This window comes from Neobacillus niacini, assembly GCF_031456445.1.
Taxonomy (GTDB): domain Bacteria; phylum Bacillota; class Bacilli; order Bacillales; family Cytobacillaceae; genus Neobacillus; species Neobacillus niacini_I.
In genome coordinates, this window is sequence record NZ_JAVDUQ010000001.1 from 200,406 (window position 1) to 222,521 (window position 22,116).

24 protein-coding genes and 1 tRNA gene are annotated in these 22,116 nt (G+C 36.2%); 7 read left to right on the top strand and 18 right to left on the bottom strand.

Features of this window, described 5'->3' with window-relative positions:
* Positions 1 to 17: 17 nt before the first annotated feature.
* Both J2Y67_RS01040 and J2Y67_RS01045 read right to left on the bottom strand, forming a co-directional pair.
* Entirely contained in the window at positions 18 to 1,151 is a 1,134-nt protein-coding gene (locus tag J2Y67_RS01040; RefSeq protein ID WP_310169655.1) for a DUF4179 domain-containing protein, read from the bottom strand.
* A gap of 12 nt (positions 1,152 to 1,163) precedes the next feature.
* A complete protein-coding gene (locus J2Y67_RS01045; protein ID WP_310169656.1) occupies positions 1,164 to 1,673 on the bottom strand; it encodes an RNA polymerase sigma factor in 510 nt (169 codons plus the stop codon).
* A gap of 102 nt (positions 1,674 to 1,775) precedes the next feature.
* On the opposite strand from J2Y67_RS01045, the gene J2Y67_RS01050 reads away from it, so the two are divergent.
* A complete protein-coding gene (locus J2Y67_RS01050) occupies positions 1,776 to 2,411 on the top strand; it encodes a pentapeptide repeat-containing protein (protein ID WP_310169657.1) in 636 nt (211 codons plus the stop codon).
* A gap of 589 nt (positions 2,412 to 3,000) precedes the next feature.
* Here J2Y67_RS01050 and J2Y67_RS01055 read toward each other — a convergent pair.
* From J2Y67_RS01055 to mutS, 5 genes are all read right to left on the bottom strand, one after another.
* Positions 3,001 to 3,168 carry a hypothetical protein gene (locus tag J2Y67_RS01055; RefSeq protein WP_310169658.1) on the bottom strand — a complete coding sequence of 56 codons (168 nt, stop codon included), beginning with the start codon at positions 3,166 to 3,168 and terminating at the stop codon, positions 3,001 to 3,003.
* A 5-nt stretch (positions 3,169 to 3,173) separates the two neighbouring features.
* Positions 3,174 to 3,467: a DUF2500 domain-containing protein gene (locus tag J2Y67_RS01060; protein WP_310169659.1), complete on the bottom strand. Its 294-nt coding sequence runs from the start codon at positions 3,465 to 3,467 to the stop codon at positions 3,174 to 3,176.
* 168 nt (positions 3,468 to 3,635) lie between these two features.
* On the bottom strand, positions 3,636 to 3,809 hold the full coding sequence (locus J2Y67_RS01065; RefSeq protein WP_310169660.1) for a hypothetical protein: 174 nt from the start codon (positions 3,807 to 3,809) through the stop codon (positions 3,636 to 3,638).
* A gap of 487 nt (positions 3,810 to 4,296) precedes the next feature.
* Entirely contained in the window at positions 4,297 to 6,171 is a 1,875-nt protein-coding gene (mutL, locus tag J2Y67_RS01070; protein ID WP_310169662.1) for a DNA mismatch repair endonuclease MutL, read from the bottom strand.
* 13 nt (positions 6,172 to 6,184) lie between these two features.
* The gene (gene mutS, locus J2Y67_RS01075; protein WP_310169663.1) at positions 6,185 to 8,806 is read right to left on the bottom strand and encodes a DNA mismatch repair protein MutS; all 2,622 of its coding nucleotides are present in this window, start codon (positions 8,804 to 8,806) and stop codon (positions 6,185 to 6,187) included.
* A gap of 77 nt (positions 8,807 to 8,883) precedes the next feature.
* Between mutS and J2Y67_RS01080 the strand changes: the two genes are divergently transcribed.
* From J2Y67_RS01080 to J2Y67_RS01090, 3 genes are all read left to right on the top strand, one after another.
* The gene (locus J2Y67_RS01080) at positions 8,884 to 9,096 is read left to right on the top strand and encodes a hypothetical protein (RefSeq protein WP_310169664.1); all 213 of its coding nucleotides are present in this window, start codon (positions 8,884 to 8,886) and stop codon (positions 9,094 to 9,096) included.
* 77 nt (positions 9,097 to 9,173) lie between these two features.
* Positions 9,174 to 9,920, top strand: coding sequence for a YwaF family protein (locus J2Y67_RS01085; RefSeq protein ID WP_310169665.1), 747 nt, complete (start codon positions 9,174 to 9,176; stop codon positions 9,918 to 9,920).
* A gap of 195 nt (positions 9,921 to 10,115) precedes the next feature.
* Positions 10,116 to 10,189 (top strand) — tRNA-Arg (locus tag J2Y67_RS01090).
* A gap of 151 nt (positions 10,190 to 10,340) precedes the next feature.
* Here J2Y67_RS01090 and J2Y67_RS27870 read toward each other — a convergent pair.
* The 3 genes from J2Y67_RS27870 to J2Y67_RS01100 form a co-directional block, all read right to left on the bottom strand.
* Positions 10,341 to 10,505: a spore germination protein gene (locus J2Y67_RS27870; RefSeq protein ID WP_396954027.1), complete on the bottom strand. Its 165-nt coding sequence runs from the start codon at positions 10,503 to 10,505 to the stop codon at positions 10,341 to 10,343.
* Between the two features lie 294 nt (positions 10,506 to 10,799).
* Positions 10,800 to 11,267, bottom strand: coding sequence for a CBO0543 family protein (locus J2Y67_RS01095; RefSeq protein ID WP_310169666.1), 468 nt, complete (start codon positions 11,265 to 11,267; stop codon positions 10,800 to 10,802).
* Positions 11,264 to 11,755, bottom strand: a complete 492-nt coding sequence (locus J2Y67_RS01100; protein WP_310169667.1) for a CBO0543 family protein — start codon at positions 11,753 to 11,755, stop codon at positions 11,264 to 11,266. The genes J2Y67_RS01095 and J2Y67_RS01100 overlap by 4 nt, the downstream gene beginning before the upstream one ends.
* A 370-nt stretch (positions 11,756 to 12,125) precedes the next feature.
* On the opposite strand from J2Y67_RS01100, the gene J2Y67_RS01105 reads away from it, so the two are divergent.
* Entirely contained in the window at positions 12,126 to 12,389 is a 264-nt protein-coding gene (locus J2Y67_RS01105; RefSeq protein ID WP_310169669.1) for a DeoR/GlpR family DNA-binding transcription regulator, read from the top strand.
* Positions 12,390 to 12,549: 160 nt separating this feature from the next.
* Here J2Y67_RS01105 and J2Y67_RS01110 read toward each other — a convergent pair whose 3' ends face one another.
* The 4 genes from J2Y67_RS01110 to J2Y67_RS01125 form a co-directional block, all read right to left on the bottom strand.
* A complete protein-coding gene (locus J2Y67_RS01110; protein WP_310169670.1) occupies positions 12,550 to 13,257 on the bottom strand; it encodes a ZIP family metal transporter in 708 nt (235 codons plus the stop codon).
* A gap of 125 nt (positions 13,258 to 13,382) precedes the next feature.
* Positions 13,383 to 13,505 (bottom strand): YjcZ family sporulation protein, encoded by a 123-nt coding sequence (locus J2Y67_RS01115; protein ID WP_310169671.1) that lies wholly within the window; start codon positions 13,503 to 13,505, stop codon positions 13,383 to 13,385.
* A 182-nt stretch (positions 13,506 to 13,687) separates the two neighbouring features.
* On the bottom strand, positions 13,688 to 14,512 hold the full coding sequence (locus J2Y67_RS01120) for a DUF4405 domain-containing protein (RefSeq protein ID WP_310169673.1): 825 nt from the start codon (positions 14,510 to 14,512) through the stop codon (positions 13,688 to 13,690).
* A 158-nt stretch (positions 14,513 to 14,670) separates the two neighbouring features.
* The gene (locus tag J2Y67_RS01125; RefSeq protein WP_310169675.1) at positions 14,671 to 16,107 is read right to left on the bottom strand and encodes a glycoside hydrolase family 1 protein; all 1,437 of its coding nucleotides are present in this window, start codon (positions 16,105 to 16,107) and stop codon (positions 14,671 to 14,673) included.
* A 254-nt stretch (positions 16,108 to 16,361) separates the two neighbouring features.
* On the opposite strand from J2Y67_RS01125, the gene J2Y67_RS01130 reads away from it, so the two are divergent.
* Together J2Y67_RS01130 and J2Y67_RS01135 are read left to right on the top strand one after the other, a co-directional pair.
* A complete protein-coding gene (locus J2Y67_RS01130; RefSeq protein WP_310169676.1) occupies positions 16,362 to 17,087 on the top strand; it encodes a MurR/RpiR family transcriptional regulator in 726 nt (241 codons plus the stop codon).
* 324 nt (positions 17,088 to 17,411) lie between these two features.
* Positions 17,412 to 18,053, top strand: a complete 642-nt coding sequence (locus J2Y67_RS01135; RefSeq protein ID WP_310169677.1) for a DUF2238 domain-containing protein — start codon at positions 17,412 to 17,414, stop codon at positions 18,051 to 18,053.
* Between the two features lie 9 nt (positions 18,054 to 18,062).
* Here J2Y67_RS01135 and J2Y67_RS01140 read toward each other — a convergent pair whose 3' ends face one another.
* The 4 genes from J2Y67_RS01140 to J2Y67_RS01155 all read right to left on the bottom strand — a co-directional run bounded on the left by J2Y67_RS01140 (position 18,063) and on the right by J2Y67_RS01155 (position 22,014).
* The gene (locus J2Y67_RS01140; RefSeq protein ID WP_310169678.1) at positions 18,063 to 18,629 is read right to left on the bottom strand and encodes a YitT family protein; all 567 of its coding nucleotides are present in this window, start codon (positions 18,627 to 18,629) and stop codon (positions 18,063 to 18,065) included.
* Positions 18,630 to 19,150: 521 nt separating this feature from the next.
* The gene (locus tag J2Y67_RS01145; protein ID WP_310169679.1) at positions 19,151 to 19,651 is read right to left on the bottom strand and encodes an undecaprenyl-diphosphatase; all 501 of its coding nucleotides are present in this window, start codon (positions 19,649 to 19,651) and stop codon (positions 19,151 to 19,153) included.
* Positions 19,641 to 20,447: an alpha/beta fold hydrolase gene (locus J2Y67_RS01150; protein WP_310169681.1), complete on the bottom strand. Its 807-nt coding sequence runs from the start codon at positions 20,445 to 20,447 to the stop codon at positions 19,641 to 19,643. Before J2Y67_RS01150 ends, J2Y67_RS01145 begins: the two co-directional genes overlap by 11 nt.
* Positions 20,448 to 20,760: 313 nt before the next feature.
* Positions 20,761 to 22,014 (bottom strand): MFS transporter, encoded by a 1,254-nt coding sequence (locus J2Y67_RS01155; protein ID WP_310169682.1) that lies wholly within the window; start codon positions 22,012 to 22,014, stop codon positions 20,761 to 20,763.
* Positions 22,015 to 22,116: the final 102 nt, after the last annotated feature.

Genomic DNA, 22,116 nt, shown 5'->3' on the forward strand with positions numbered 1-22,116 from the left:
CCCTATTAAATCTTTATTTACTTCGCCAATGGAATCTTAATATCCTCCCCAACTTCAAGCACACAGTTTTGGCGGTCCTTAACGGGAGCAAAAAACATAATGTATTCGTCATCTGCCCCTTGTACCTCACCCTTACTAAAAATGGGATCCGCTCTCTTGCCAGCCGATCTCAAAAATACGCCAGACTTTTTATTATCCACAATATAGCCGTATTTTTTATTAAATTTCCTTGCATGTAGGAATTGATGTTCCAATTTACTCAGCACGTGGAATTTTTCTCCATTTTCTATGATAAGTTTAGTATCAGAACCCGTAACGACCACCCTAGTTTCCATTGCTGAAAACTCAACTTGCTTAATCCTGTAATTTTGATTTTCAAAAGTGAATTCTTTATCTACATTTACTGTTTCCCTTGTTGAAATAGCGGATTTGCCGAGTTTGAACTCAAGCGGCCATTTGGTTTTTACTTCGCCTGTTTTTTGGTCATCATAGATGGTCAAATTTTCAATTTCAAGACGAATATTTTGTCCTTCATATTCTTTTATTGAATCGAATGATTCGGCTTCAAACACTTTATTTTCCTTAGCATCATAATACCTGCTCCCCCATCCAACAGTATGTAATCGTTTCTTTTGTCCATCACCTACAATCAACTTGATTGAACTTTTCCCCTCAAAAATGTCGACATAATAGTGCTGTAAATTTGTTTTTTTACTTTGATACGTTAATAAGAGTTTTGTCTCCTTATCATCTGTTAAAACACTTTCAAAGTGCACGGTTATATCATGCTTCTTATCATAATAAGTTTGATTCACCGTTTGGCCACGCCCCTCGTTAATCGCCATTTTTAAACCAGTATCATCAATATGTTTACTTGAAAATATTTTATCCAATGCCTCTTGAATCGCTGCCAATGCGGGGGTAAAAGTTAAAGTTGAAACGGTAATTAGGCAAATCGCAGCAACTATTGATAATCTCTTATATAGTCTTCTTTTTTTATTATGAGCCGTGTCATTATTTTGCATTACCATATCTCCTTTATATCCTAGTTTTTCTATCCTATGTACCTTATTCTGTATTTCATCCCAAACATCCGGTACTTGCTTTTCTATTGCCTGATCTAAATGCTTCAGCATTTTTTCTTTCTCCAACAGATTTCCTCCTTACTCTATGCCTTTTCGTAATTTTTTCAAAGCGGCATTATATTTCCAAAGGACTGTTCCCAACGGCATTTCTGTGATTTTGGCGATTTCTCTATGCTTCATTCCCGAGATATCCTTCATAATGACAATTTGCCTCTCCTCTTGATTAAGCAATTCTAAGTATTTGGATAAAACCATTTTGTCGACAGGATCTTCTGTTATAGACTGTAGCCGTTCAAAATAATCACCGTCGAATCCCGTGATTTCACGTTTTTTCTTTCGATACAGATCTAATGCTGTGTTCCTGGATACTGTAATTAGCCATGCCCTCACATTTGAAATCTGCTGATGTTTCATATGCTGGAAAAGCTTGATAAACACTTCCTGGAGCACATCTTCAGCCATTTCAAAGTCTCTAAGGATCGATAGCGCAATTGCAAATACATGCTTTTTATGTTCATTGAATAATTTCTTAAATTCTGCTAAGTTATCAATGGGTATATCCGATTGTTTTATATTCATTTGAACCATTTTAAGCCTCCTTTCATAGAGTAGACGGTTCAACGCCCCTTTTTATTGGAAAAATTATATTTTTTTATAGTAAACAAAAATTTGATAAGCGAGGCATTAAATATGAAGATTGATTTACCAAAAATTTCTGATGAATTACCTACTAAGAATTTCAACGATATTTTTTATGAGGAAGACCCTGAATTTGAAATGTGTAAAATTGTTGACTCCGTTTTTGAAAATGAAACGGTTGGCAGGGTCCGATTATCGAATATGGTGATTAAGAACAGCCGGTTTAATCACACCGATTTTCAAAATATTGATATAACGGACGTTTGCTTTGAAAACTGCGATCTATCTAACGCCAATTTGAGTAAATCTTCCATTCACAGAGTCGTCTTTAAAAATAGTAAATTAGTAGGTGTTGATTTTACGGATTCTCGTTTTGGAAATGTACAATTTGAAAATTCCGTCTTAAACATGACAACATTTGGAGATTCAAAGTTCGAAAAAGTAAACTTTCAGGATTCTTCCTTAAAAAATACAGACTTTTTTAACTGTAAACTTAAAATTGTCGGGTTTCAATTTTGCAATATTGACGGAGCAAACTTTGATCAAACATCCCTAAAAGGAATCGATATCAGCACATCTAATTTTAATACACTGACTGTGGAAATGAACGATTTAAAAGGCTGCAAAGTATCAAGCTACCAAGCGATTCAATTTGCGGCATTAATGGGGTTGGTCATTAAAGATTAAGAATGGAAAAAGAAGGTGTTCTGAACAAGTTTTGTTCAAAACACCATCTTTTCAATTAAATATACCCTTTATGAAACCTCGCAACATGATAGATCCTGCAACCAAATAAAGAAAAATTTTTCCCCTTTGATTTTTCTCATTAAATATCTAGCTCAAATTATTCCCCCACAAAACATTTATAAATACCACGTATAGAGTGATGAACCCGGTTATTATCACGAACAGAATCAGGATTACTCTAAATGTTCTGTTTTTTCCTATCGTGATGAAAAATACCACAAACGCTAGGATTGCAACCACATAATAAAGATAAATCATTACATAGTGAGTTAAGGGTCCAAGAAATAGACAAAGTACGGATAATTGAATAGAAAAGGCTAAGATCGATATGGCAATCCACTTCAATCGATTTTTAATAGACACAATATTTTTTACGGAAAACAAGATTGAACTAATCATAATTGCAGCAAGAAGCCACTCATATAAGAAAAAGAATGATTCTTTGGATACGGAAAAATAATATCCAAGAACAGATAGTGGTATGATAGTAAGCAGTAAATACAGATTTAGTTTGAGATTAGAGATGTCCTTAATTTTTGTCTCCTCCTTTTACATGATTAAATTGAAGTAAATCACCGACGACAAATTCTTTTGTGACCCAAGAAATAGTAATAATTGCAGAACGGAACACTTTTCTTAAATCAGATTCACTAAGCCCTTTTGAATCGATAAGAAAAGCCACCAAAAAGGCAGCCAAGTCCGTTACAATACTCCTTTGTCATTGGCAGAGCGAATAAACCCTAGAAATCTTGTCCCTTGAAATGCCAGCTCGCCAAAATCCCCTTCTACAAGCATACTGTAATCAGCATCCTTTACCTCTAATTCCATCCGGTCGCTACTTTCTACTTCGAACGTTACGAAATATTCACTAAAGGCTCTACGTTCTCCGCCGCCCCGTACTGCTGTCCTCTTTCCAACCACTAGGGCGTTTACATTTAATTTCGGGGAGTGATTATTTTTATTCCACTGTGTGATTCCTTTTATAATGGTGAACAAAATACCAGATATAAACGATTATAAATATTGCTCCAATAAAAATAGGAGCAAACTCAAACATAAAATCCCCTTGAAACATATGACCTCCTAAAATATCATTTTCTATATTTTAACATTAGAGGTATTATATGTGTCATGCAGTTTTTGCAAATTTTGTATAAAAAATATTTAAATGCCACTTTCCTTTATAGAATCTTCTTCAGGATTCATTTTCTCCTGTTTCCATTTTCCTTTGCCCACTTTGCGAAATTGAGCAATTTCAAAGTCAGTTCCATTCGTTAAAGTAAAGAAAATAAGACAATAATCAGCACCATCATTACCATGAAAATAAATATGTTTCACATACTCATTCTTTATCGTGGGGTATCTTTTCTGAATCAGCTTGCACCAATGTTCTCGGCTTCACACAAAATACTAAAATAGTTGAGAACGGTGTCTTTGGGAGTTTTAGTCCATTCAGCTGGTAACCTTGGTATATTTTAGAAATATTAAGGCGTTTTATTTTCCAGTTCATGCAGTTTATTTTCCACTTACGCCATTTTATTTACCGGTTTAACCTTTCTAGCTCTGAAAACGCAAAAAAGCCAGACAAATGCCTGACTTCGCTAACTCAAGATCCCGTTTTTTGGTAATCATTTATCTTTTTATTATCCTTTTTTATGACCTATTTATTTTATCTTCCGCTTTTCCCGTTTTATTTTCCAGTTTCACTTTCTTATTTTCCAGTTTCACTTTCTTATTTTCCAATTCGGGCTATTTATTTTCTACTTACCATGTTTTATTTGCTGCCACAAAATTTCAAAAAGCCAGGCAAAAATGCCTGGCTCTTTTACATTACTCTTTTAAACATCTTTTCCATGTCATATGAAGAATAATGCACAATAATCGGTCTTCCATGCGGACACGTAAATGGATCTGATGCTTTTCTTAAATCATCGAGCAATGCTTGAATTTCGTCGTTGCGCAAATGACGGTTCGCTTTAATCGATGCCTTACAGCTCATCATGATCGCCGCTTCCTCGCGAAGCTTTTTAATATCAACTTTTTTCATCGAAAGCAGCTGCTCAATCATTTCTTCAATGATTTCCTTTTCCTCACCTTTTGGTAGCCATTGCGGGTGGGAACGGACAATAAAGCTATTCAATCCGAACTCCTCAAGAAAAACCCCAACCTTTTCAAGCTCATGGATATTTTCATTTATTTTTAAAAAGTCATCTGTCGAATATTCAAAAGTTAACGGAACTAGCATTTCCTGCAATTCAGAAGCTACCTGCCCGACCTTCTCACGAAAGTATTCATACTTCAACCGCTCTTGTGCGGCATGCTGATCAATAATGTATAAACCATTTTCGTTTTGAGCAAAAATATAAGTTCCGTGCATTTGCCCGATTGGGTACATGCGCGGTACACGGCATTCATTTTGCTCATCAACCTCAGGCGGTTCTGTAAACGAATCATCTTCCCGTTCCACTGGCTCTACATGAAACTCACTAAAAGATTCTGGAAAATCCCAGGTTTCCGGTTCTTTTTGAATTGGCGGAGTTAAAAATGACGGATCGAATCGCGGCTGGGTTTCCTGAACCACTCGGGCAGGAACCGACGGCGGCTTGATTTCCTTCACACCTGGTGTTTCACGAGTTCCCTCATCCAGAACGAATGATGTCTGCTCCGATTTCGGCATTTCTTTTTTCAAAACCGTATAAGCAGTCGGAATCAAAATTTTCGATTTAAACGTCTCTTTGATGATTGAGGTCACCAGCTCATTTAATTCCGCTTCCTTACTAATCCGCACCTCCATTTTCGACGGGTGCACGTTCACATCGACCAGCAGCGGATCCATCTCGATGTTCAGAAGAACAATCGGAAAGCGACCAATCGGCAGCAATGTATGGTAGCCTTCCTGAATGGCCTTCGCCAATGGATAGTTTTTGATAAAACGGCCATTGATCATCGTTGAAATATAGTTTCGCGATGCCCGAGTTACTTCTGGCATGGAAGCAAACCCGCAAATCTTATAATCAAGTGAAGATCCAGTGATCGGCACAAGCTGTTTAGCAATCCCTATACCGTATATCGACGCCAAAACTTGCCGGACATCGCCGTTTCCGTTCGTTTGCAGCAATTTCCGTTCATTATGAATTAAGCGAAAGGCTACCTCTGGGTGTGAAAGCGCTAAACGATTCACCACGTCCGTAATGTTCCCAAGCTCGGTATGGATGGTTTTCATATATTTCAAGCGGGCAGGTGTGTTGAAAAATAAATCCGTAATCGTGATATCCGTACCGCGGCGGCTTGATGCTTTTTCAAACACTTCGACCTTTCCGCCTTCAATCACGACCCGATTTCCGGCACCCACCCCTGTTGAAGTTTTCATCTCTAACCTTGAAACAGATGCGATACTTGGCAGGGCTTCGCCGCGGAACCCGAGTGTCCGGATTCGGAAGAGGTCACTTTCATTCTTAATTTTACTTGTGGCATGACGCTGAAAAGCGATTAACACATCATCTTCTTCAATCCCGTTGCCATTATCCGTAATACGGATTTTTGCAAGACCCGCTTCTTCGACCTCAATTTCAATTACCGTACTGCCGGCGTCAATCGCATTTTCGACCAGTTCTTTTACGACAGATGCAGGTCTTTCAACTACTTCACCCGCGGCAATTTTATTGGACAGGATGTCATCCAATTGAATAATCTTGCCCATTTTACGTCACCCCCTATTTCAACTTTTTATGGAGCTCGTACAACATATTAATCGCCTGAAGCGGTGTTACATCTAATAAATCTAATTCTTTAATTTTCTCTAAAACTCGTTTTTCCTTTGAAGAAAGTTCCGGTTTTTTCGGCTCAGGAGTTTCATCGAAAAAGGATAACTGGGCCGGCTGTTCCACAACTTTTTCAGGTTTCGCCGGAACAGCTTGGATTACTGGTGCTTCCGTTTTCCTTGGAATAGCCTGAAGATCCGGCTGTTCTAACGCTGTTAAAATTTCATTTGCCCGCTCAATCAATTCCGGCGGCAATTCCGCGAGCTGGGCAACATGGATTCCGTAACTTTTATCCGCAGGCCCTTCTTTAATTTTATGAAGGAATACAACCTTGCCATTATGCTCAATCGCGCTAACGTGAATATTCTTTAATTTTGAAAGTTCTTCTTCTAAAACGGTTAATTCATGATAATGTGTAGAAAAAAGTGTTTTTGCACCAATTCGAGTATGAATGTATTCAATAATCGCCTGCGCCAACGCCATTCCATCATACGTAGAAGTTCCGCGGCCGATTTCATCGAACAGAATCAAGCTGTTTTGTGTCGCATTGACAATCGCATTTCGCGCTTCAAGCATCTCGACCATGAATGTACTCTGTCCGGAAATTAAATCGTCAGCTGCCCCGATGCGGGTAAACACCTGATCAAAAATTGGCAGGATAGCTTCCTCAGCTGGTACATAACAGCCAATTTGCGCAAGGATTGCAGTTAACGCAATCTGACGCATGTACGTACTTTTACCGGACATATTCGGTCCGGTGATGAGAAGAACTTCGCGGTCACCATCCATAAAGCAGTCATTAGGAACATATTCTTGCGAATTCAGTACTTTTTCGACAACCGGATGGCGGCCATCCTTAATGACAACGCGTCGCTCCTCTGAAAACTCTGGTCTCACATAACGCCGCTCTTCGCTTACTTGGGCAAAACATTGCAGGACATCGAGCTCGCTGACTGCTTTGGCTAATGCTTGGAGTCTAGGGATTTGCTCTTTTACAATTTCACGTATTTCGGTAAAAAGCTCATATTCGAGCTCCCCGCATTTTTCTTCCGCTTGTAATATTAACGCCTCTTTTTCCTTTAATTCCGGCGTGATAAACCGTTCCGCATTTGTTAACGTTTGTTTCCGCTCATACTGCCCTTCGTGTAAAAGATGCAGATTTGCACGTGTTACTTCTATATAATAGCCAAAGACACGATTATAACCGACCTTCAAGGATTTGATGCCGGTCTTTTCACGCTCTTCCCGTTCAAGCTGGGCAATCCACGTTTTCCCGTTACGGCTCGCATCACGGTATTGATCCAATTGCTCATTATAGCCGTCGCGGATGATGTTTCCTTCTTTTAATGAAAGCGGCGGATTTTCTACAATGGATTGTTCTAATAAATCAGTAACTTCTTCACATGGGTCAAGAGATTGGGCAATTTTGGTCATCTCTTCATCTTGCATTCCTAGCAGGATTTGTTTTACAAATGGTACCTGAAGCAGTGACCGCTTTAATTGCATTAAATCCCGTGCATTCACATTCCCAAATGCAACCCGACCGGCTAAACGCTCTAAATCGTATACTTCCTTCATTTTTTCACGAAGCTCTTGGCGCTCAAAATAGTGATTCATTAAGACATCAACAAGGGTGTGGCGGTGCTCAATTTCCTCTCGGTTAATCAAAGGTCTGTCAATCCAGTGCTTGAGCATCCGGCCGCCCATGGCGGTCATCGTTTCATCCAAAAGCCATAAAAGGGAACCTTTTTTCCCTTTTGAACGAATCGTTTCTGTTAATTCAAGATTTCGCTTCGAGTAGTAATCAATTTTCATATATTGATGGATTTGATACGTTTTCACCGGCTGAAGATGGTCGAGGCTTCGCTTTTGTGAGCGGTACAAATAATTAAAAAGCCGGGCTGCAGTTTGCTTCAATTTATCCTGGTTCAAATCTTCGAGCAAGCCGGAAAAATTCATTTCTATTGAACTATTATCTTCAATTGAAATCGCCAAAACATCCCGTTCACGCATTTTCTTTTGAAGTTCCCCATCAAAATCCTTCTCCACAACTACCTCTTTGGCACTTAGTACAGCAATCTCATTCAACACTTCTTCAAAGTTATTCGATAATAAGGTAACCCGGCTTTCACCAGTTGAGATGTCGTTGTAGGCAAAACCATAGGTTTGATCATCAAAAGCGGTAATCGAAGCAATATAGTTATTCTCTTTATCGGCTAGTCCTTTGCCCTCCATCACGGTTCCAGGGGTGATGAGCTGAACCACTTCGCGGCGAACAACCCCTTTAGCCTGCTTCGGGTCTTCGGTTTGTTCACAAATGGCTACTTTATAGCCCTTACCGATTAATTGTTCAATATAGTTGGCCGCAGCATGGTACGGAACGCCGCACATCGGAATCCGGTCTTCCGTCCCGCCTTCCCGGCTCGTTAAAGTAATCTCTAATTCTTGTGATGCGCGAGTAGCATCATCAAAAAACATTTCATAAAAATCGCCTAAGCGAAAAAATAAAAAGGCATCTTGATAATCTGCCTTCACTGCTAAGTATTGTTGTATCATCGGCGTATAACCAGCCATAATGACCTCCACGTTTTCATCATTTCGAGTATCTTCGACAAACTATTATAACATATCTGGGCAGCGGGGGTCAGTTGTTGAAATTAACCAACTTAGGTTTCGGGTTTGTTTATTGTGAGTGGCTGTTCGCAGATAAAAGGTCGTTTATCGCAGATAAATCAATGATTTACGCAGATAAAGTTCGATTTATCGCAGATAAATCAATGATTTACGCAGATAAAGTTCGATTTATCGCAGATAAAATAAAAAAGGTTGGCTGGGAATTCTCAATTTCTATGGCTAAACACTAAAATTTAAACCGAGTCTTGGAAATTGTAACACCTGCATATAATAATATGAATTAATGGATCAGAATGGGGGTGGTTTTATGCCAAAGTGGTTAGGCGGAACTAATAAAGAATATTTTTTCGAAATGTATTCAGTAAGCCACTTTACAATGATTGCTATCCTGATCCTTGGCGCTGCGGGAATTTACTTTTTCCGAAACAAAATAAAGTGCAGAACTGCAGAAGTTGGTACCGCGATTTCACTAATGGTCTTTGAAATCACCTATCATATCTGGATGCTAATAAATGGGATTTGGGAAATCAGCTCCGCCTTACCTTTGGAACTTTGTAACATCAGTCTAATCTTAACTGGTTTACTTCTGCTTACTCGAAAAAAAGTATTCTATGAAATTTTACTATTCACAGCATTGCTTGGAGCAACTCAGGCACTCATTACACCTATATTACATTACGACTTTCCGCATTTTCGCTTTTTTCACTTCTTTTATACCCATTTAATGATTATTTGGGTGCCATTATATTTTACCTGGGTGTACGGATACCGACCAACCATCTGGTCCGTGGTCAAACTCTTTGTATTTCTAAATATGCTGATGCCATTCATCATGTTGATCAATAAACTGGTTCACGGCAATTACATGTTCTTAAGCCATAAACCTGCCACCGCCAGTTTATTAGATATCCTCGGACCCTATCCTTGGTATATCTTATCAATGGAAGGTTTGCTCTTTTCATTAAACTTATTGGTATGGCTAATCTTCAAAGAAAAGGTTGTGAAAACTTCACATGGTGTCAGGCACCATATAAATAAAAGAACTTTTTATTGACCTTTTTTATCCAATTCATTATAATAAAAGACGTTCCAAAAAAATATGTCCCGGTAGCTCAGCACGAATGAATTAGCTTCCATGAATTTACTTCAGCGTACTGACTGAACTGCTTCCTGATTAATCCTTCTGAGGTCAGGACGGGATTTTATTTTCTAGTTGTGTGTGTTAAACGAAATAATTAAGGTCTATCCTGTCCCGGTAGCTCAGCAGGATAGAGCAACAGTTTCCTAAACTGTAGGTCGGAGGTTCGAATCCTCTCCGGGACGTAGGAAAACCCTTGCTATTGCAAGGGTTTTCTGTATTATCTGTTATAGTCATATTTATTAAACTGTCAGTTTGTTTTGTATGAAACCGAGTAATGGCTATATAAAAAGCGGGTAATAGAAATGCTAATACCCAACTGAACAATCGGAAAATTCAATTTCCAAAACGTCCTGATTTTGAATTGTATTCATCTGGTTGTTGAAAATAATATAAAAAGATAGATGGCACAATCAATACAAAAGGTAATTCATTTACGATAATCGCGACTTGTCCCTCATATAATGCGGATACTGTTACATCAGGACGTTCTGAACGTATAAACTAGAGGGAATAATGTTTTTTTCTCCTCTAATACGTCTTCAATTACACGAGTTTCCAATAAATATGTTACATCAATCGCATTAATCTTCTTTTTTACTGCTTCAAGTACCTCTTCATCGACATATCCTGTTTAGTATGACCTGTTTGGAATAAAAATTTGCTTATAAAAGCTAAATGCCTCATCATATTTTTAACAGTCCTGACCGTTTGCACAATAAAAATGAGCTCCTGATTCTACTCATTGTGAAAGGGCGATTGCCTCCTCCCCTTTCTAAACTCTTAACCTGTTAGTTATACCAGTTCCTTTTTAAACCAATTCAAAAACTTTTTAACAATAACTAAAATTATTATGTTACTGAAAAAACTAACGAACCAGTTCCATTTTATGAAATCAATTAAGGAGCTGTATTTATCAATTAAAAAAGTAAATGTTGTAATTGCTAGTGCGAATACAAAAAAATGAATAAAGATTTTTCGTTTCATTTTCTCCATCGGATATAAAATAATAAAAAACACTCCAAATGTTGGATAAACAATATAATAAAGAGAAAAACTCATTTTTGTTGCTGCATTAAATTCTCTAAATGGAAATTCCACCACCCCAGTTAATATTGCGATATATTCATAAATCCATGTTATTGTTGAAACAAATAAAAAAGTTATATGAGCAGTTCTTTTCCTTTCTTTTGGTATGTACTTCAACATTAAAGAAATAGAAAGTAACCAAGAAAAAATCAGAATTAGAATTTCCTTCATCATCTGCTTTCAACCTTTACCAATCTTTTTTTAAACCAAAGATAATAACTATGGTTTAAAAATAACGAAATGATAACCGTAGATAACGTCCAATACCATTTCCATCCATGATATTCCACAAGTGTTGTGTACTTTTCAAGAACTTCCTCACAAATCGTGAAGAAACCAGCAAATGATAGGTAATACAGTATGGCACCTTTTATTTTCACTTTATTTGGATAATACAGACTAAAAAAAATTGCAACAATGGGAAAAATGAAAAATTCAAAAGCGAAACTCGTCCTGTTATATTTATTCGCAAATGAAAAAAACTGCGTAGGATATTCAATCCATCCCATTTCAACAGCAAATAGACCAGCTGGCCATGTAATTACTTGAAGGAACAAAAATAAAATCCATGCATCTCTAACTTTCTCTCTTGGAACTAATTTAAAAATTGCCAGGATGCATATAAACGAGAATCCAATTAACATCAATCTTTCAAAATTCATTCGATTATGCTCCTAAAAAGAATTTATATATTTATCATCCTCCTTTTTTAGAAAAAAATAACATTTATTTGAATAATAAAACAAGGTAAGCCATCATTTATTTGTTTTAAATTTCTTGGTAAAGTTCATTTATATTGTCCTCATTTACTCCCGTTTTCTCCAAATAACCTGCCATTCCCAATCGATTGAAACATTTATTCGATTTTATTAAAAGGCTATTGCTCAAAAATTATTTTGGGTATTTAGATTTCTAATTTTTATTAAAAGCTTCCATACTTGTAATTGTTACAAGACTTTTTTTCCTATAATTGAAATTGCCGAAAATTTGCCGAAAAACTCGGTAAAACTATATTTATTTAATTACTCTAGATTGAGCATAATTAATGGATTTTCCTTTGAATCAGGATTAACGGATTTCAGTGTATATGAAGTTGAATTAAAAAAAGCAATGGTCAATGCCTCAAAAAAGGTCGTTGCATTGCTTGATCATACTAAAATTGGCAAAAATTCAATTGCATCATTCGCTTCAGTCGATCAAATAGATACAATCATAACTGACTATGATAAAACAGGTGATTTTTCCGAAAAAGTTATGGAACAAAATATTGAAGTGATAATCATACCAGCTCCTTAAATTTGTTGACGTCTAAAAACCCTTGCTTAGCAAGGGTTTTTCTGTATTATGTGTTACTACATTCCACTGAAGAACGTGCCTTTCTAAATAATAAGAACAAGAAAATTTTTCTCCCCCCTCCAAATTCTCGATCATTGTTAACATCTGGTAAGTCCGAAGCCTAAACAATACTATGTAATACAAAAAAAAGTAAAATTCCACCGATAAAGAATAGAGGTGTACTTTTAAAGGTTCCCCGATTAATTAAAGGTATTAATAAGGTACCACTGAGATACAGGAAAATCCCTGCTGTTATGGATAAGCCTATGGCGACAATCTGTTCTTGAAAATCCTTAAACTCCGATAAAAAAATGGCACTTCCTGCTCCCAACCAAGTAAAAATTCCTTGAATGATTAGATAAATAGCTGTTTTTTTCCGGCCATTAAAAAAAGCAAGCATAACGGAAGTATAAGAAAGACCCTCTGGTATTTTATGAATAATCAGTGTGATTGAAACAAAGACACCTAATTCAAAGGATGCAGTATAACTTATCCCAATGGATAACCCTTCAAAAAAATTGTGAAGCAGCATTCCAATTGATAATCCCCTTATTGTTGCATTATCACTATTTTCTAATCCATTTTTACCGTTAAATATTACTGGAAGAAAGACAAAATACATAATGAGGAAACCAACTAGGACGAACAAACTGCTATGATTAATGCCTTCTTGTCCTTCAGGAATTAAATCTAAGAGCGCAATGGATAACAATAAACCGGCACTTAGTGCGACTAATGATAATAAGGTTTTTTCCGACCAATTTTTCCGCAGTAAAACAAGAAAACCGCCAAGAATGTAGGCAAGAGATGAGATTAAAACAACAAGCAATACTGTTGAAGTCAGCTTAATCCTCTCCTTTATAGGTGATTCCTCAATATTTATTCACTTAATTGTCAAACGATTACAAAAAAATAAGGTGTCATAGATGATCACCTCATTTTTGTTAATGATTATTAATAGAAGCTGCTTGCTCCAACAATAATTAAAAGAATAAACAAGACAACAATCAAAACAAATGGGCTATAGCCACCGTAACCGTATCCATAGCCGAAACCGCAACCGCACCAACCACACATCGTAAACACACCCCCTTAAGGTTGTTTACTATATGATTATGCACCTATATCCTTTAAAGAAATGCTAATATAACATATTAGTTAAAAATGGATGTTTGTCCTCCTTGGTTCTTGATCTTTAATTGAGGTAGGTAATGAGAAATTACGTTATTTTAAAAAGGCAAGAGTTAATTTATCTAAGATCATGAATTTTGAAGATGTAAATCCTTTGATTTTCGTTTATTCCTTAATTTTCGCTTTTCCAGGTAATAAGTTGGAATGATAATGGCAGCCCAAATCGCGAAATAGTTAAGGACTACGAGAAATGGGTTACTGCTGCCACCATGTCCATCTTTTCCATGAAATTTCCCTTCACGAAAATCACCGTTAGGCGGTCCCTGTACTTTATTTGTAGTGACCCCAGTGTTCCCATTGTTAGATGACTGCCCACTTTGTTGCACTTGTTTGGGAGCGAAATCACCTGTGTTTGAAGAAGCTGTTGAGGAAAACCATTGAATACCGCCAGCTAAAATGGCGATGTATAGGACAACTGATGCCAAAACACCCTTCCTAATTTTTCCTTCCTTTGATTTAAACGCCTTTTTACAAATACTGATTACCCATTGCCAATGTACTCCAACATGAAGACCAACGAATGCAAGTGTAGCGTCAGCTGAGAAACTGTGAATACCTCTAATTGAGTGTCCTCCTTGAACGGCAAGGCTTGGAAAAACTACCCTTGAAATCAGAATACCTGTAATAATGACGGTAGCCATCGAAATTAATAGTAAGATATTTAACAAATAACTAAAGCGTGTTTTTTGCGGCAGTTTTGGATCAAAAATCTTTTTGGTTGTATTGATCACCCAGCGATAGTTCAATCCAATATGTGTAAGAATTGCTACTCCGATTACGAGACCTGCAATTTCATGAAATGGTAAACCATTTAATACCCTTGGATTCATTAGCAATACAAAAGTGATTGCCATCAGTAAATCCAATACCATTTTTGTATAATTCTTTTTCAAGTTAATTCCCCCAAATTTATAATTTTTCTTTAACTGTTTGTCATTTTAATGGGAGTACCTTAATAAATCCTTAAGTCTCTAAACAATCCATTATTCGTTTTAAACTTCAACAAAAAAGTGCCTAAATCCATTAAGATTTACGCACTTTTTTTGAAATATTAAAGTTTCTCGCCATTTGTTGAGATAACATCCTTATACCAGTAGAAGGATGTTTTCTTCCTGCGTTCTAATGTACCGCTGCCATCGTCATGCTTGTCGACATAGATATACCCATACCGTTTGGAGAACTCACCGGTCGACATACTTACCATATCAATACAGCCCCAGCTCGTATAGCCCATTAATTCAACCCCATCTTCAATGGCCTCACCCATTGCCTGAATGTGCTCCAGAAGATAGCCAATCCGATAATCATCGTTGATTGTACCGTCTTCTTCTACCTTGTCATAGGCCCCTAACCCATTTTCGACAACAAACAGTGGTTTCTGATAGCGGTCGTATAATTTGTTTAAAGTGATGCGTAATCCGATTGGATCGATCTCCCAGCCCCAGTCACTTGTTGTTAAGAATGGATTTCTTATGCCGCCAATAATATTCCCCTCTGAACTATCCTCATCTGTCTTCACTTTCTTCTCTGTACGGGACATATAATAACTAAAACCAATATAATCAACAGCGCCTTCTTTAATTAATTCTAAGTCGCCTTCTTTAATTTCTAATTCAATATGATGTTCTTTAAAGTAGCGGTTAATAAAGGACGGATACTCCCCCCGTACTTGTACATCAGCACAATAATAATTGAAAAGCTGTTCTTCCTGAAGGGCATACATGACATTTTCCGGATTACTATCAAAGGAATAGACAGGTGCAAAAAGAATCATACAGCCAATTTTGGAATTTGGAATGATTTCGTGACACATTTTAACCGCAAGTGCACTGGCAAGAAATTGATGATGGTAGGCCTGGAAGGTAGACTGGTATTTATCCTCTTCTTTTTGAATGGAAAAACCAAGACCTTGAATCGGCATCACCAAGCTGCTATTGATCTCGTTAAAGGTCATCCAGTACTTAACTTTATTTTTATAACGTTTGAAAATATCCTTTACATATCTTTCAAAGAAGGTCACCACTTGTCTGCTTTTCCAGCCGCCATATTCTTTTACTAAATGCAATGGCATTTCATAGTGGGAAATGGTTACGACTGGTTCAATACCGTGTTTATTCAGTTCATCAATGACAGAATCGTAAAAAGTCAATCCTTCCTCATTTGCCTCTAACTCATCGCCGTTTGGAAAAATTCTTGTCCAGGCAATCGACATCCGAAATGCTTTGAAACCCATTTCCGCAAACAAGGCAATATCTTCTTTATAGCGATGATAGAAGTCAATTGCTTTATGATTAGGATAGTAATATTGATCAGGATGAATCTCAAAATCAAAACCTGGATTTAGTAAAATTTTATACCGTTCTTTTCCACCTGGTAGAACATCGGCAATATTTAGTCCTTTGTTCCCTTCATTAAATCCGCCCTCTATTTGATTGGCTGCTGTAGCCCCTCCCCATAAAAAACCTTCAGGGAAATGATATTTTTTCATTTGATTACCTCCAGAACTTATTCCATCATTAATATTTATTTTTTGTGTGCATTTATAAATCTCTTCCCTATAAAATAAGTTCAATGACTACAATAGAATGATAACTACATTTAACAGGCTAGTAAATGAATGCAGATTATCTAGTATTTTATAACGAAAAAAGTGATTTGTGACATAAATGTAACACTGTGTTTTATCGAAAAAATTATGTTAAAATGCGGTTATACTTTTTTTAGCGAAGGGAAACTGGATTCATGTTTTCAAACGAGATAATCGCTTCTTTCAATGAATTAGAGACTTCTTTATACAACTATATCAGTCAAAACAGTGATAAGGTCGCTTATATGCGAATTCGCGAACTGGCAGATGAAACCCATGTATCAACCGCAACGATTTTACGTTTTTGCAAAAAACTAAATTGTGAAGGTTTTTCTGAATTTAAAGTCAAACTTAAAATGTATTTAAAAGAGGATAAAAAAACGATAATAAAAAGTTCTCAACAATCCTTAGTCGAATTTTTTGAGCGAACAATTAAAGGGGATTTAGAAGAAAAAATTAGGGAGGCTGCAAGTCTCGTTTCTAATGCGGATAACGTTGTTTTTATTGGGATCGGAAGCTCTGGGATTCTTGCTGAATATGGGGCAAGATATTTCTCAAGCTTAGGGAAATTTTCGTTGTATATTAAAGATCCTCACTTTCCGATTCACTCCAAACTCATGTTTAATAGCGTAACCATTGCTTTGTCGGTCTCAGGTGAAAATAATTTTACCGTCACCCATCTTAACCAACTTAAACAAGAAGGAAGTAAAGTCGTTAGTATTACCAACCATAAACTCTCAACCATCGCAAAAATCTCTGATTTAAACATTTCCTATTATGTAACAGAAGAAGTTTTTGAAGAATCGAATATTACGACACAAGTACCTGTTGTTTATATTTTAGAATCTATGGCTCGGGAAATTTATAAACTTAATCAGTAAATTAGATTCCATATGAAATAAAAGATTTGTTTTAAAAATTCCTAAAAATATTTATATCCCCAGCTACATTTAATTCACGAGTGAAAATGCTATTCACATAACAAATTCTTGTCCAATTTCTTTAACCATCCTTATTATGGATGGTTTTGTTTTGTTAGAATTTGAAAATCTCAATACATAACCTACAAATTATTTCACATACTACTTTTGTAATTTCAATTTTTTATGAAAAATAATGATTAGTAAAAAGTATTTTTTATAATAAAGCTTTTTTCAGCGTCCTTATCATTACTTGGAGTAAAGCATTTAGGAGTGATAGAAGAAATGAAGGGAAAGAGTATCATCACCACTCATGTTCTGTTATTACTGATTGTTCTCGCCGTTTTTATTTGGTCCATAATCAAACCCCACAGCCTTTTATCATGGTTATTAGAAGCCACTCCTGCCATTATCGTTTTGATTATTCTACTTTCAACATACAAAAAGTTCCGTCTTACTACCCTTTCTTATTTCATTATTGCTATTATGGCTGTTTTAATGTTTGTCGGCGGCCATTACACCTATTCAAAGGTTCCTTTATTTAATTGGATTAAGGATACTTTCGATTTTAAAAGAAATCATTACGATCGATTTGGACATTTTATAAAAGGCATGTTTAGCATTGTAATAAGAGAATTATTATTAAGGAAAACCCCATTAACAAAAGGTACCTGGTTATTTTGGATTACTACAAGTATTTCTCTTGCCATCTCAGCTATGTATGAAATTATTGAATGGTTGTATTTTATAATAGATAAAGGAGGAAAAACTGCTAAAAACTTTTTAGGAAACCAGGGCGATATATGGGATGCACAGTGGGATATGGTATTAACCTTAACTGGTACAATCCTTGCATTACTTTTCCTTTCCAAACTGCATAATAAGTTATTGCAAAAAGAATTAGGAAAGGATCATTCCAAAGTCTAAACAACTTTTCTAATGACTATAAGGTTTTGCAATCAAGGAAGTAATCGTTCCAATGATGAAAATGGCTAAACAAGAAAAAAGAACGGATTTGATCCCAATCATATTAAAAGCTGCCAATGCTATTAGACCGTCAATAATCAATATAATGACCCCAATATTTATGGAAAAAATCTCCGATAATATTTGGGCTAATAAGTCTGTTCCTCCAGTGCTTGTCTGATATCGAAGCATAATTCCAACTCCTAAGCCAATGAAAATCCCCCCTAGTAACACACTGGTAAAAATAGAAAGCAAGAATTGGTTTCTTAAAGGTTCTAACCAATCAATACTAATAGAAACAATAATTAATCCTAAAAAGCTATTGTAAAAAAATATCCGCCTATAAAACCACGTATAGATACACAAAGGGATGCTTAAAAGAAATAAAGATAAACCTGTTGGAAATCCAGTATAATAATGCAGAACAAGAGCGATTCCAGTAATTCCTCCATCTAACAAATGATGTGGAACTAAAAAACCGTTTATACCTAGACTCAATAGTAAACTACCTAAAAGTGTAGCAAATAATTTCTGCAAGCTAAAAATCACCTTTTTTTGTTTTTACTATAAATATATGTACATGTATTATTTTTAGGCTGTTTTCTAAAAGATTGTTGTTTTTAAATAGATTTTCTGAGAAGTTGATTGGAGCAGAAGGTGCGAGACTCCTGCGGGAGCAGCGGGACAGGTGAGACCCCACAGGCGCAAGCGCCGAGGAGGCTCACCGCCCGCCCCGCGGAAAGCGAGCATCCTGGAGCGGAAATCAACCACTTTTCTTTTTGGATAAATAGCAACAAAGTTTACGAAAACATCCTATTTTTAAGAAGAAAATGTAAAACCAATGATATTTACTTATAAAAAAACTTGGGCGTAGGTAAAAACCTACGCCCTTATTCATTCAAAATGGAACTTTATCATAAAATGATTGCATCAAGAAGGTTTAATTATAAACCTATCGTTTATATTATAAAAAAAGTTGAACAATATGCTTGTGACCTTATAAAGAACAAAAAAGGGTGGTGCAATTTTAAATCTAAGCAAAAGTTGTTCTTATAAAATTATTTTTGAAAACGTGATATTTTGTGGAGGAACATGCTTGTAAATGATCCCAGAAAGGCACTACCAATAATGTCAGATGGATAATGGTGCCCTACCCAAATTCGAGATAACCCTGTGAGTAAAGACAGCCCCCACATTATTAAGCCAAGGCAGCGATGATATAAAAAGACCGTAGTTGAAACTGCAAAAACAAGTAAAGTATGTTTACTTGGAAAAGAAGAATCCATTTTTGAGGGAATGAGTATCCGTACACGTCTTTTTAAAAATGGTCGTGGCTTAAAATAAAATAACTTAATTATTATATTTATCATTAAGCTAATAAGCACAGAGATTCCTGCATCCATAGACATTTTTTTGTAATCATATTTTTTAAAAAACATTATGATTAAAATAAGGATATATACATACCGAACCCTGTTTGAAATTAATATCATAATTTTATCTAATATTAAAGAACGTCCAGAAAGAAAATTTATTGCCTGAAAAAGCTTAACGTCCATAAAGATTCACCTCTGTTTTTTCAGTTGAAGTATGTTTCTTAATAAACTGATTAATGATTTCATTTAATGCATTTGATGATTTTGTAGGAATTCGATGGTCTGCATTTTCAATGAACATTAGTTCATTACATGGTAATTTCTCATGTAATAACCTAGCGTAATTATAAAATGGCTTATCCAACTTGCCATAGATTAACATAACCGGAATATTAATATTCCCTAGTTGAGAGGTACAATTATAATTCAAACAATACTTGTAATATTGAACTATGTTCCTCGGATCTCCTTTTTTTGAATCCATAAACATCTTTATGAAAAGTTTTTGGGTAATTGAGTTGCTCCAAGAGATTGACCATGCCAAAACAGATACAGCCCGTGCCTGCGCAAGCTTTATTGCAAAAGAAATTCTCTTCATTAACCTACAATCACTAATTTCAGACATACCGCTTATTACAATTCCTCCTAATGCTTGTTCTTTAGAAGTTAATAAAAATTCTAATACGATAGATGCTCCCGCAGAATAGCCGCATATAAAAGCCTTTTTGACTTCTAGATGATTTAATAGTTGTTTTATATCACTAACGATAAGCGGATAGGTGATTGGTTTGCTTGAATACTGACTTTTTCCATGACCTCTAATATCAAAAGTAATTACTTGGAAATATTGTGATAATTCCTTTATTTGGTTTTCAAAGTTAATAGAAGTGAGTACAGGAGGATGAATAAATAAAATAGGAATCCCTTTTCCTTTAACAGAAAAATATAGGCTATTCCCATCGACATTCAACATTGGCATGTTATATTCACCTCAAATGAACAAAATAATTATTTCTTGATCCAAAATGTATTCATAATGTTATCCAGAAGACTTTTTTATATTGTACATTTGTCAACTTAATATTCAAAAGTTCCAAATAGAAAGTATTTTCTTATTGCGTTTGTAAACTGCGTTTCCTTAAATGGGTCGCTATAGAATTTTAAACCCTCAGCAGGTACTGTAAGATTGACATGGCTCCGATAGGAAGATTTTATACGAAACGAAACCCTTGCTATTGCAAGGGTTTCTTGTTTTAGTATTGTGGTCTTTTTTACTATAGGCTTACCGGTACTTAATAAATTGGGAAATCCCCATACCGTTTTTCCTTCCCTTCAACCTTTTTTCGGTTTCGGAAAATTTTATATAAAAACATACTGCAAACAGAGCATAGAATAGCCATTCCTGCAATAAAAACATAACCAGCTTGAAGACCAAAAAGTTCACTCCCCTGCCCCAATACCCGATTGAAAAAATCGATGATAAAACCGACAAGCAAATTCCCAAAAATGCTAGAAATCCCCAAGATAGTCACCGTAAAAGTAATCGCTGTCCCTACTCCTTTAGAATACTGTTTAGCAAGGAGCGCCATCACGGTTGGATAGATTGGAGCAATCCCTATACCGGCAATAGCAAAAAGAATCGCACCTTTTTCTCCGCTGAAAACAGCTGCTAGACTGCATACACCTGAAAAAGCCGAAAAAATCATAATAGAAAGGGCATAACCAATTTTATCTGTAATAGGTCCGACAAACAGCCTTGAAAGGGTAAAAAATAGGAAAAAGGAAGAAAGCATTCCTGAAGCTTTTTTTAATGACCAATCATAAGCATTTTCCAGATAATATACAAGCCAGCTTCCAATCGAAATTTCTGAAACCACTCCAAATGAAAGGATGGCCACAATCATCCATGCGATCGGGTCTCGAAATAGATTGCGAAACGATGTAGATTCTCCATCTTTTTGATGCTCCTCCGGAAACCTCCCTAAAAGTGATGGAATGATTGGTAAAATGGATAGTGATAGGATAATCAAATACATGCCCCTCCAGCCAAGTTCTCCACCCAGAACATTCCAGCCCATCATCGATGCACCCAAAATAGGAGCCCCAATTGAACTGAGTCCGTAGAAAAAGTGGGACAGGTTCAACATCGTCCCCGTGTTCTTGGTAAATATCCGGGCAGCCATAATTCCAAGTCCAATTTCGAGGATGCCGTTTCCCAGATATAACATAAAATAGGATAGTGTTAAGGTTGTATACCCCTTAGACAGAAACATGAATATGCCTGCCAATGCCATCGAGCCAAATGCGAGGATTCCTGTCCATTTAATTCCTATCATATTAGAGAGGCTTGATGTGAAAGAACAAGCAAGCAAATATCCAAGGGAATTTAGGGCAAGCAAGAAACCAAGCTGAGATTCATGCAGCTTGAATTCGGATTGCATGATTGGTAATGCGGGGCCTTTAATGTTTTCGGATAGACCAAAAATAAAAAAACCGCCAAACACGACAAATAATAATAGGATAGAATTACCTCTTTGATTCCCCAAAAATAGTAACCTCCAAACGATGTAAGCGAGAAGGAAATTTTAAAATTTGATACTCTCGCCCAACTATACTTTAGCTTTAAATCCTATCCTTTCTGATCTTTT

Bases quoted from the DNA above. Each gene is read 5' to 3' on its own strand.
- J2Y67_RS01095 (WP_310169666.1), bottom strand. From the start codon at position 11,267: ATGATGAAGGAAATTCTAATTCTGATTTTTTCTTGGTTACTTTCTATT.
- J2Y67_RS01115 (WP_310169671.1), bottom strand. From the start codon at position 13,505: ATGTGTGGTTGGTGCGGTTGCGGTTTCGGCTATGGATACGGTTACGGT.
- J2Y67_RS01085 (WP_310169665.1), top strand. From the start codon at position 9,174: ATGCCAAAGTGGTTAGGCGGAACTAATAAAGAATATTTTTTCGAAATG.
- J2Y67_RS01130 (WP_310169676.1), top strand. From the start codon at position 16,362: ATGTTTTCAAACGAGATAATCGCTTCTTTCAATGAATTAGAGACTTCT.
- mutL (WP_310169662.1), bottom strand. From the start codon at position 6,171: ATGGGCAAGATTATTCAATTGGATGACATCCTGTCCAATAAAATTGCC.
- J2Y67_RS01050 (WP_310169657.1), top strand. From the start codon at position 1,776: ATGAAGATTGATTTACCAAAAATTTCTGATGAATTACCTACTAAGAAT.
- mutS (WP_310169663.1), bottom strand. From the start codon at position 8,806: ATGGCTGGTTATACGCCGATGATACAACAATACTTAGCAGTGAAGGCA.
- J2Y67_RS01045 (WP_310169656.1), bottom strand. From the start codon at position 1,673: ATGGTTCAAATGAATATAAAACAATCGGATATACCCATTGATAACTTA.
- J2Y67_RS01100 (WP_310169667.1), bottom strand. From the start codon at position 11,755: ATGAATTTTGAAAGATTGATGTTAATTGGATTCTCGTTTATATGCATC.
- J2Y67_RS01145 (WP_310169679.1), bottom strand. From the start codon at position 19,651: ATGGACGTTAAGCTTTTTCAGGCAATAAATTTTCTTTCTGGACGTTCT.
- J2Y67_RS01150 (WP_310169681.1), bottom strand. From the start codon at position 20,447: ATGCCAATGTTGAATGTCGATGGGAATAGCCTATATTTTTCTGTTAAA.
- J2Y67_RS01125 (WP_310169675.1), bottom strand. From the start codon at position 16,107: ATGAAAAAATATCATTTCCCTGAAGGTTTTTTATGGGGAGGGGCTACA.
- J2Y67_RS01135 (WP_310169677.1), top strand. From the start codon at position 17,412: ATGAAGGGAAAGAGTATCATCACCACTCATGTTCTGTTATTACTGATT.